The 9,216-nt window shown below is 75.2% G+C and carries 13 protein-coding genes; all 13 read right to left on the bottom strand.

All coding sequences use genetic code 11. The annotated features are described in order from the left end of the window. Positions 1-20: 20 nt before the first annotated feature. The 13 genes from truA to rpsE all read right to left on the bottom strand — a co-directional run bounded on the left by truA (position 21) and on the right by rpsE (position 9,182). Positions 21-932: a tRNA pseudouridine(38-40) synthase TruA gene (gene truA / locus ACUN9U_RS03220; RefSeq protein WP_445483510.1), complete on the bottom strand. Its 912-nt coding sequence runs from the start codon at positions 930-932 to the stop codon at positions 21-23. Positions 933-1,101: 169 nt separating this feature from the next. Further along, entirely contained in the window at positions 1,102-1,746 is a 645-nt protein-coding gene (rplQ, locus tag ACUN9U_RS03215; protein WP_445483454.1) for a 50S ribosomal protein L17, read from the bottom strand. A 95-nt stretch (positions 1,747-1,841) separates the two neighbouring features. Then, positions 1,842-2,858, bottom strand: coding sequence for a DNA-directed RNA polymerase subunit alpha (locus ACUN9U_RS03210; protein WP_139710023.1), 1,017 nt, complete (start codon positions 2,856-2,858; stop codon positions 1,842-1,844). Between the two features lie 151 nt (positions 2,859-3,009). After that, on the bottom strand, positions 3,010-3,423 hold the full coding sequence (gene rpsK / locus ACUN9U_RS03205) for a 30S ribosomal protein S11 (protein ID WP_139710024.1): 414 nt from the start codon (positions 3,421-3,423) through the stop codon (positions 3,010-3,012). Positions 3,424-3,538: 115 nt separating this feature from the next. Then, positions 3,539-3,919 (bottom strand): 30S ribosomal protein S13, encoded by a 381-nt coding sequence (rpsM, locus tag ACUN9U_RS03200; RefSeq protein WP_109773066.1) that lies wholly within the window; start codon positions 3,917-3,919, stop codon positions 3,539-3,541. Between the two features lie 164 nt (positions 3,920-4,083). Continuing rightward, positions 4,084-4,197, bottom strand: a complete 114-nt coding sequence (gene rpmJ, locus ACUN9U_RS03195) for a 50S ribosomal protein L36 (RefSeq protein WP_109773067.1) — start codon at positions 4,195-4,197, stop codon at positions 4,084-4,086. A gap of 62 nt (positions 4,198-4,259) precedes the next feature. After that, positions 4,260-4,481 carry a translation initiation factor IF-1 gene (gene infA, locus ACUN9U_RS03190; protein WP_109773068.1) on the bottom strand — a complete coding sequence of 74 codons (222 nt, stop codon included), beginning with the start codon at positions 4,479-4,481 and terminating at the stop codon, positions 4,260-4,262. A gap of 194 nt (positions 4,482-4,675) precedes the next feature. Continuing rightward, positions 4,676-5,530, bottom strand: a complete 855-nt coding sequence (gene map / locus ACUN9U_RS03185; RefSeq protein WP_445483453.1) for a type I methionyl aminopeptidase — start codon at positions 5,528-5,530, stop codon at positions 4,676-4,678. A 13-nt stretch (positions 5,531-5,543) separates the two neighbouring features. After that, positions 5,544-6,140 (bottom strand): adenylate kinase, encoded by a 597-nt coding sequence (locus ACUN9U_RS03180; protein WP_445483509.1) that lies wholly within the window; start codon positions 6,138-6,140, stop codon positions 5,544-5,546. A 65-nt stretch (positions 6,141-6,205) separates the two neighbouring features. Then, positions 6,206-7,510: a preprotein translocase subunit SecY gene (secY, locus tag ACUN9U_RS03175; RefSeq protein WP_445483452.1), complete on the bottom strand. Its 1,305-nt coding sequence runs from the start codon at positions 7,508-7,510 to the stop codon at positions 6,206-6,208. 381 nt (positions 7,511-7,891) lie between these two features. Then, positions 7,892-8,344, bottom strand: coding sequence for a 50S ribosomal protein L15 (gene rplO / locus ACUN9U_RS03170; RefSeq protein ID WP_445483451.1), 453 nt, complete (start codon positions 8,342-8,344; stop codon positions 7,892-7,894). Next, positions 8,341-8,529, bottom strand: a complete 189-nt coding sequence (rpmD, locus tag ACUN9U_RS03165; RefSeq protein WP_445483450.1) for a 50S ribosomal protein L30 — start codon at positions 8,527-8,529, stop codon at positions 8,341-8,343. The genes rplO and rpmD overlap by 4 nt, the downstream gene beginning before the upstream one ends. Next, complete coding sequence (rpsE, locus tag ACUN9U_RS03160) at positions 8,529-9,182, bottom strand: 30S ribosomal protein S5 (RefSeq protein WP_139710035.1); 654 nt, start codon at positions 9,180-9,182, stop codon at positions 8,529-8,531. The genes rpmD and rpsE overlap by 1 nt, the downstream gene beginning before the upstream one ends. Positions 9,183-9,216 lie beyond the last annotated feature (34 nt).

Raw genomic sequence — 9,216 nt, 5'->3', positions numbered from 1 at the left:
CGAGGCTGCCACGGGCGGCCTCAGCCGTCCTGCCGAGGGCCCCCGGCCGCAGGCCGCTCCCCGCAGCCGTCGCGGCGCGCCCGCGCCTGGACCACCCGGGCGGCCAGCCCGTCGGGGTCGGGGTAGTCGACCCGTTCGAGCACCAGGCCCGAGGCCGGGGCCACGCCGACCGCCGGGTCGCGCACGGCCGCGGCCAGCACCTGCGCCGGCCAGCCCACCGGCCGGCGCCCGCTGCCCACCGCCAGGGCAGCGCCGACGAGCGCGCGCACCATCGAGTGGCAGAAGGCGTCGGCCACGACGTCGGCCACCACCAGGCCCGCCTCCCCCGCGGGAGCGCCCTCCTCCACGCGCCGCCACCGGTAGCGCAGCAGGGTGCGCACGGTGGTGGCGCCCTCCCGGGGGCGGCAGAAGGCCGCGAAGTCGTGCAGGCCCTCCAGCGCGGCCGCGGCGGCGTCCATGGCCCCGACGTCCAGCCGGTGGCGAGCACCCCCGGCGCGGCGCGCGTCGACGACGTCGCGCCGGCGCAGCGGGGGCACGCCGCCCGCCGCGTCGGACAGGCGGTAGGCGTAGTGGCGCCGCAAGGCGGCGAAGCGGGCGTCGAACCCGTCAGGAGCCGGCGAGGCGGCCCGGACCACGACGTCGGCGGGCAGCACGCCCGCCAGGCGCACCACGAGCGCCTCGCCCGGGGCGCGAGCGGAGCGGCCCGGAAGCTGCTCCCACGCGGTGCGCGGCACGTCCAGGTGCACCACCTGGCCGCGCGCGTGGACCCCGGCGTCGGTGCGCCCGGCCACCACCACCACCGGCGGCGCGGACAGGCGCAGCACCCGGCCCAGGGCCTCCTCCAGCGCCCCCTGCACGGTGCGCAGACCCGGCTGGCGGGCCCAGCCGGCGAAGTCCGTCCCGTCGTAGGCCAGGTCCAGGCGCACCCGCACCTGCGGCGCCCCGGCCTGCTCCGCCGCCCCGGCCGTCCCAGCCGCCTCCGCCTCGCCCCGCCCGCCGGACGGCCCCTGCACCACGCCGCGACCCTGCCACGCCGCCGCGCGGGGGACGACGAAGGCCCCCGCACCTCGCGGTGCGGGGGCCCTCGTCGGACGCGGGACGTCAGGCCTTCGGCGCCTCGGCGGAGCCGGCGGCGTCGTCGACCTGCGACTCGGCGGGGGTGACCGCCGTGGTCTCGCCGGCCTCGGCGGAGGGAGCCGCCTCGGTGGTCGGCTCGGTGGTCGGCTCGGTGGTCGCGTCGGTGGTCGGCTCGGCCTGCTCCTGGGGAGCCTGCTCGGCGGGCGCCTCGGTGGCCGCCGGGGCCGCGGAGGCGCCGGCGGGCCGGTCGCCGCGGGCGGAGCGGGCGGTGGCCGCCTCGGCCTCGCGCACGGTGGCGGCGCGGGCGGTCAGCGGCTCCATCACCAGCTCGATGACGGCCATGGGGGCCTTGTCGCCCTTGCGCAGGCCGATCTTGGTGATGCGCGTGTACCCGCCCGGGCGCTCGGCCATGGCGGGGCCGATCTCGGTGAAGAGGGCGTGCACGACGCCCTTGTCCTTCACGGTCGACAGGACCCGGCGGCGGGCCGCGAGGTCACCGCGCTTGGCGAACGTCACGAGGCGCTCGGCCAGGGGGCGCAGGCGCTTGGCCTTGGCCTCCGTGGTCGTGATGCTGCGGTGCTCGAACAGCTGCGTGGCCAGGCCGGCGAGCAGCAGGCGCTCGTGCGCCGGGCCGCTGCCGAGCCGCGGACCCTTGGTGGGGGTGGGCATCTCGTCTCCAGTGATCGTCAGTCGTGCGTCGGTGCTGCTGCGCGCCTCCGGGCGCCGGCCGGTCCGACCGGCGCCCGGGGGCGCTCAGGGCTGGGTCAGTACTGCTCGGTCTCGGCGAACGCGGAGTCGTCGTCCGCGCCGTAGCTGTCGACCGCGAGCCCGGGGTCGAACCCGGGCGGGCTGTCCTTGAGCTGCAGGCCCATGCCCTGCAGCTTCACCTTGACCTCGTCGATGGACTTCGCGCCGAAGTTGCGGATGTCCATGAGGTCGGCCTCGCTGCGCGCGGTGAGCTCACCCACGGTGTGGATGCCCTCGCGCTTGAGGCAGTTGTAGGAGCGGACCGTGAGCTCGAGCTCCTCGATCGGCAGGGCCAGGTCGGCGGCCAGCGCGGCGTCGGACGGCGAGGGGCCGATGTCGATGCCCTCGGCCTCGACGTTGAGCTCGCGCGCCAGGCCGAACAACTCCATGAGGGTCTTGCCGGCGCTGGCCATGGCGTCGCGGGGCCGCGTGGAGGGCTTGGTCTCGACGTCGACGACCAGGCGGTCGAAGTCGGTGCGCTGCTCCACGCGGGTCGCCTCGACCTTGTAGGTCACCTTGAGGACCGGGGAGTAGATCGAGTCGACCGGGATGCGGCCGATCTCGGCGTCGGCGTCCTTGTTCTGGGCCGCCGAGACGTAGCCGCGGCCGCGCTCGACGGTCAGCTCGACCTCGAGGCGGGCCGTCTCGTCCAGGGTGGCGAGCTCCAGCTCGGGGTTGTGCACCTCGACGCCGGCCGGCGGGGCGATGTCGGCAGCGGTCACGACGCCGGGGCCCTGCTTGCGCAGGTACATCACCACGGGCTCGTCGTGCTCGCTGGAGACGACCAGGCCCTTGATGCCCAGGATCAGCTCGGTGACGTCCTCCTTGACACCGGGCACGGTGCTGAACTCGTGGAGCACGCCGTCGATGCGGATGCTCGTCACGGCCGCGCCCGGGATGGACGAGAGCAGCGTGCGGCGCAGGGAGTTGCCCAGGGTGTAGCCGAAGCCGGGCTCGAGCGGCTCGATGACGAACCGGGAGCGGTGGTCGGCGATCGGCTCCTCGAGGAGCGTGGGGCGCTGTGCGATGAGCACGGGTGGTGCCTTCCTGCCGCGGGTCCGCCATATGACCCGAGCGGCGCGTGTGCGCCCCGGGCGGCGTCGGTCTGCCGCCCGGGGGTGGGGCTGGTGGTGCGGGTGGAGCTGCCTGCGCGGCGCGGGCCGTGGCCCGCGCCGCGCGAGGGGGTCAGACGCGGCGGCGCTTGGGGGGGCGCGTGCCGTTGTGCGGGACCGGCGTCACGTCGGAGATCTGCCCGACCTCCAGGCCGGTGGCCTGCAGCGAGCGGATCGCGGTCTCGCGGCCGGAGCCGGGGCCCTTGACGAAGACGTCGACCTTGCGCATGCCGTGCTCCTGGGCGCGGCGGGCGGCGGCCTCGGCGGCCATCTGCGCGGCGAACGGGGTCGACTTGCGCGAGCCCTTGAAGCCGACCTGGCCGGCGGAGGCCCACGAGATCACGGCGCCCGAGGGGTCCGTGATCGAGACGATGGTGTTGTTGAAGGTGCTCTTGATGTGCGCCTGGCCGACGGCGACGTTCTTCCGCTCCTTGCGGCGCGGGCGGCGGGCGGCGCCGGCGGCGGCGCGGCGGGTGGTGGGGGGCATGGCTGTTCTCCTGGGTCCGAGGTCTCGTGTGCGGCTGGCCCGGTCGGGCCGGAGGGCGGCTGGGCGCGCGCCGGGCGGTCCCGGGGGTCCGGGGCGGGCGCGGCTCAGCCGCGCGTCACTTGCGCCCGGCCTTCTTCTTGCCGGCGACCGTGCGCTTGGGGCCCTTGCGGGTGCGCGCGTTGGTCTTGGTGCGCTGGCCGCGCACGGGCAGGCCGCGGCGGTGCCGCAGGCCCTCGTAGGTGCCGATCTCCACCTTGCGGCGGATGTCGGCGGCGACCTCGCGCCGCAGGTCGCCCTCGACCCGGAAGTTCGCCTCGATGTACTCGCGCAGCGCGACCTGCTCGGGCTCCCCGAGGTCGCGCACGCGGACGTCGCCGCTGATGCCGGTGGCTGCGAGCACCTCGTGCGCGCGGGTCCGGCCGATGCCGAAGATGTAGGTGAGCGCCACCTCGAGCCGCTTCTCGCGGGGGAGGTCGACGCCGACGATGCGTGCCACTGCTGTCCTGTCCGTCGTCCGGAGGTCTGGGGCGGCCCGTCCCCGCCGGGCGGCGGGTCCCCGGCCTCCGGGCCGGGGGTGTCGGCCTCGCGGGCCGTGGGCTGCTCTTCGTGCTGCGGGTCGTGCTGGTGGAGCTGGTGCTGCGTCGTGCGGTGGTGCTCTGCTCAGCCCTGGCGCTGCTTGTGGCGCAGGTTCTCGCAGATGACCATGACGCGACCGTGCCGGCGGATCACCTTGCACTTGTCGCAGATCTGCTTGACGCTCGGCTTGACCTTCATGATCGTCCTGTCGTGCGGTGGCGGCTGCGGGGGTGGGGCTGCGAACCGGTGGTGTCAGCGGCTCACTTGTAGCGGTAGACGATGCGACCGCGGGAGAGGTCGTAGGGGCTGAGCTCCACGACCACCCGGTCCTCGGGGAGGATGCGGATGTAGTGCTGCCTCATCTTCCCGGAGATGTGCGCGAGCACCTTGTGGCCGTTCGAGAGCTCCACGCGGAACATGGCGTTCGGCAGCGCCTCCACCACCGCGCCCTCGATCTCGATGACGCCGTCCTTCTTGGGCATGTCCTCCGCTCACCGGCCGGTGGCGCGCGGCGCCCCCGGCCCTTGCAACTGGTCGTCGGCCGGCCGTTGGGGGCCGGACGGGCTCCTGGAGCGCACGCGACGAGGGCGGGCGCACGGGAGCGACCCTCCATGCTAAGCCACGCCGGTGCGCTCGGTGAAATCGCTCCCCGCCCGCTCGTGGGACCCCGAGGGCCTCAGCCCAGCGGAGCCACCTGCACGCCGCGCTCGGCCAGCTCGGCGGCACCGCCGTCGGCGGCGGTGAGCACCCAGACCCCCCGCTCCCCGAGGGCCACCGTGTGCTCCCAGTGCGCGGCGCGGCTGCCGTCGGCGGTCACCACCGTCCAGCCGTCCTCCAGGACGTCGGTCTCGGCGCTGCCGCGCGAGAGCATCGGCTCCACCGCCACGCACAGGCCGGGGCGCAGCTTCGGGCCGCGCGAGCGGCTGCGGTGGTTGAGCACCTCCGGGGCCTGGTGCATGGCGGTGCCGATGCCGTGGCCCACGTAGCCCTCCACGACGGCCAGCGGGGGCGCACCCGCGGCGGCAGCCCTCTGCGCGCAGCCCTCCACGGCGTCGCCGACCACGCCGAGCCGGTCCCCGGCGGCCAGGCCCCGGCCCAGCGCCGCGATCCCCTCCCACATGGCGCGGCGGGTGGTCTCGACCAGCGCCGCGTCAGCGGCGTCGTGGGCGCCGGCGTCGCCGACCAGCACCGAGAACGCCGCGTCCCCGTGCCAGCCCTCGACCACGGCGCCGCAGTCCACGCTGAGGACGTCACCGGGCTCCAGGACGCGCTCCCCCGGGATGCCGTGCACCACCTCGGCCCCCACCGAGGTGCACAGCGTGCGGGGGTAGCCGTGGTAGCCCAGGAAGGAGGGCACCGCGCCGGCGGCGCGGATGACCTCGGCGGCCACCTCGTCCAGCTCGGCGGTCCTCACCCCGGGGCGCACCGCGGCGCGCACCGCGGCGAGCGCGTCGGCCACGACCAGGCCCGCGCGCCGCATGAGCAGGACCTGCTCGGGGCGCTTGTACTCGATCCGCTCGCGCCCCAGCACGGCAGCGCCCGCCTCAGGCGCCGGCGGCCGCGGCGGCGGCCGCGTCGCCGCCCGCGGCGCGCAGCGCGGCGGCCACCCGCTGGGCGACGGCCTCCACGGGGCCGACGCCGTCCACGGTGACGAGCAGGCCCCGCGCCGCGTAGGCGGCGGCGAGCGGGGCGGTCTGCTCGGCGTAGACCTCCAGGCGCCGGCGCACGACCTCCTCGGTGTCGTCGCTGCGCCCCTGCTCGCTGGCGCGCCGCAGGAGCCGCCCGACGACGACGTCGACGTCAGCGGTGATCTCGAGCACCGCGTCCAGGCTCGTCCCCTGGGCCCCCAGCACCTCGTCCAGCGTGCGCACCTGCGCGGTGGTGCGGGGGTAGCCGTCCAGGAGGAAGCCCGCCGCCGCGTCGGGCTGGGCGAGCCGGTCGGCCACCATGCGGTTGGTGACGTCGTCGGGCACGTACTCCCCGGCGTCCATGTACCGCTGCGCCTCGCGGCCCAGCTCGGTGCCCTCGGCCCGGTTGGCGCGGAAGATGTCGCCGGTGGAGATGGCCGGCACGCCGAGGCGCTCGGCGAGCAGGGCCGCCTGCGTGCCCTTGCCGGCCCCCGGCGGTCCCAGGAGGACCACGCGGGAGGGGGTCGAGGCGGGCACGCCCTCGACGGCGGTGGGGGTGCTGGCGGCAGGGCTGTCGGTCATCGGAGGAACCCCTCGTAGTGGCGCTGCTGGAGCTGGGACTCGATCTGCTTCACCGTCTCCAGCCCGACGCCGACGACGATGAGGATGGACGTACCACCGAAGGGGAAGTTCTGGTTGGCCCCGACCGCCACCAGGGCGACGAGGGGCACCAGCGCCACGAGCCCCAGGTACAGGGCCCCCGGCAGGGTGATGCGCGTCAGGACGTGGTCGAGGTACTCGGCCGTGGGCCGGCCCGCGCGGACGCCGGGGATGAAGCCGCCGACCCGCTTGATGTTGTCGGCCACCTCGTCCGGGTTGAACGTGATCGCGACGTAGAAGTACGTGAAGAACACGATGAGCAGGAAGTACGCGACGATGTACGCCGGGTGGTCGCCCCGCGTGAAGGTGTTGCGGATGAACGTCACCCACGCGGACGTGGGGTCGCCGAACTGGGCCGCCAGGCCCGGCAGGTACAGCAGCGACGAGGCGAAGATGACCGGGATGACGCCGGCCATGTTGACCTTCATGGGGATGTAGGTGCTCGTGCCGCCGTACATGCGCCGCCCCACCATGCGCTTGGCGTACTGGACGGGGATGCGGCGCTGGGACTGCTCCACGAAGACGACCGCGGCCACGATGAGCAGGCCGACGACGATGACCAGCGCCGTGGTGCCCCAGCCGCGCTCGCGGCCGATGGCGGCGATGGAGGTGGGGAACTGCGCGGAGACGGAGGTGAAGATGAGCAGCGACATGCCGTTGCCCACGCCCCGCTCGGTGACCATCTCGCCCATCCACATGACCAGGCCGGTGCCGGCGGTCATGGTGAGCACCATCAGCAGCAGCACCGGCACGGAGTCGTCCGGGATGACCTGGGCGCAGGCGCCGGAGCTGGAGCCGAAGAGGTTGCCCGAGCGGGCGACCGCCACGTAGGTGGTCGACTGCAGCACCGCCAGCGCGATGGTGAGGTAGCGCGTGTACTGCGTCAGCTTGGCGGTGCCGGACTGGCCCTCCTTGTGCAGCTCCTCGAAGCGGGGGATCACGACGCGCAGCAGCTGGACGATGATGCTGGCGGTGATGTACGGCATGATCCCGAGCGCGAAGACGCTCAGCTGCAGCAGCGCGCCGCCGCTGAAGAGGTTGACCAGTCCCAGCAGGTCGCTCTGGGTGTCGATGCCCGCCAGGCACTGCTGGACGTTGCGGTAGCTGACGCCGGGCGCCGGCACGAAGGACCCGAGGCGGAACACCGCCATGATCGCCAACGTGAAGACGATCTTGCGTCGCAGGTCGGGCGTCCTGAACGCCCGCACGAACGCACCTAGCACGTGGTCCTCCTGGTCAGTCTCCGCCGCCACCTCGTCCGAGGTCCGGCTGCGAGCGCGGCGCCGCTCCCCGGCCTGCGCCCCGGGCGGGCTCTGCGGGTCTGCGGCGCGCGCTCCGCGGTGGCGGCTCCGGCTCGGGGTCTCCCCCGCCGCCCGGCGCCGACCCGGCGAGGTTACCCGCCGCGCTGGGGGCCCGTGGCCCGTCGGCGGGTCTGGGGCGCGCCGCGGCCGGGGCGTCCGCGGGGTGCGGGGGCGGGCGCGTGCGGCCGGGCCGGCCGTGCGCACCCGGCCCCGGGTGCGCCGAGGGCCCGGAGCGCGCTGCTGCGCGGTCCGGGCCCTCGGCGGGTGCCGGCGCCCCGTGCCGGGGCCCCGGGCTGCCGCTCGTCAGAGGCGGGTGGTGGTCCCGCCGGCGGCCGCGATCTTGGCCTCCGCCGACGCCGAGAAGGCGTGGGCGGTCACCTGGACCGGGACGCTGATGTCGCCGGTGCCGAGCACCTTGACGCGCTGGCCGGCGCGCACCGCGCCGACGGCCACGAGCTCGTCCACACCGACCTCGCCGCCCTGCGGGAACAGCTCGGAGATGCGGTCGAGGTTGACGACCTGCGAGACGACCTTCGCGGGGTTGGTGAACCCGCGCAGCTTCGGCAGGCGCATGTGCAGCGGCATCTGGCCGCCCTCGAAGCGCGCGGACACCTGGTAGCGGGCCTTGGTGCCCTTGGTGCCGCGGCCAGCGGTCTTGCCCTTGCTGGCCTCACCACGACCCACGCGGGTCTTCGCGGTCTTCGCCCCGGGGGCGGGCCGCAGGTGGTGGACCTTCAGCGCGGACTCCTCGCTCATCGAGCGTCGACCTCCTCCACGGTCACGAGGTGGCGCACCGCGCGCAGCATGCCCAGCACCTCGGGACGGTCCTCGCGCACGACCGACTGGCCGATGCGCTTGAGCCCGAGGGTGCGCAGCGTGTCGCGGTGGTTCTGCTTGCCACCGATCTCCGACTTGACCTGGGTCACCTTGAGCTGGGCCATCAGACGGCCGCCGCCCTGGCCCGCAGGAGGGCCGCCGGGGCGACCTCCTCGACCGACAGGCCGCGGCGCGCCGCGACCGACTCGGGCTGCTCGAGGCCCTTCAGCGCGGTCACCGTGGCGTGCACGATGTTGATCGCGTTGGAGGAGCCCAGGGACTTGCTCAGCACGTCGTGGATGCCGGCGCACTCGAGCACGGCGCGCACCGGGCCGCCGGCGATGACGCCGGTTCCGGGGCTCGCCGGGCGCAGGAGGACGACGCCCGCGGCGTCCTCGCCCTGCACCGGGTGGGGGATGGTGCCCTGGATGCGGGGGACGCGGAAGAAGTTCTTCTTCGCCTCCTCCACGCCCTTGGCGATGGCCGCGGGCACCTCCTTGGCCTTGCCGTAGCCGACGCCGAGGGTGCCGTCGCCGTCGCCCACCACGACCAGCGCGGTGAAGCTGAAGCGGCGGCCGCCCTTGACGACCTTGGCGACGCGGTTGATGGTCACGACGCGCTCCAGGAACTGGCTGCGCTCGGCGTCACCGCCGCGGCCGCCGCGGTCGTTGCCGCCGCGCCCGCCCCGGTCGTTGCCGCCGCGCTGGCCGCGGTCGTTCCCCGGGCCGCCGGTCCCGCTGGGGGGGCCGCCGGCGCCCCTGCGCTGTGGTCCGGGCATCAGGCGTTCCTTCCGTTGTCCAGGTTCGTACGGG

This window comes from Quadrisphaera sp. KR29 (assembly GCF_052644995.1).
This window is presented reverse-complemented; position numbering and strand designations above follow the sequence as displayed.

Bases quoted from the DNA above. Each gene is read 5' to 3' on its own strand.
- rpmJ (WP_109773067.1), bottom strand. From the start codon at position 4,197: ATGAAGGTCAAGCCGAGCGTCAAGCAGATCTGCGACAAGTGCAAGGTG.
- infA (WP_109773068.1), bottom strand. From the start codon at position 4,481: ATGCCCAAGAAGGACGGCGTCATCGAGATCGAGGGCGCGGTGGTGGAG.
- rplQ (WP_445483454.1), bottom strand. From the start codon at position 1,746: ATGCCCACCCCCACCAAGGGTCCGCGGCTCGGCAGCGGCCCGGCGCAC.
- rpsK (WP_139710024.1), bottom strand. From the start codon at position 3,423: ATGCCCCCCACCACCCGCCGCGCCGCCGCCGGCGCCGCCCGCCGCCCG.
- rpsE (WP_139710035.1), bottom strand. From the start codon at position 9,182: ATGCCCGGACCACAGCGCAGGGGCGCCGGCGGCCCCCCCAGCGGGACC.
- rpmD (WP_445483450.1), bottom strand. From the start codon at position 8,529: ATGGCCCAGCTCAAGGTGACCCAGGTCAAGTCGGAGATCGGTGGCAAG.
- rplO (WP_445483451.1), bottom strand. From the start codon at position 8,344: ATGAGCGAGGAGTCCGCGCTGAAGGTCCACCACCTGCGGCCCGCCCCC.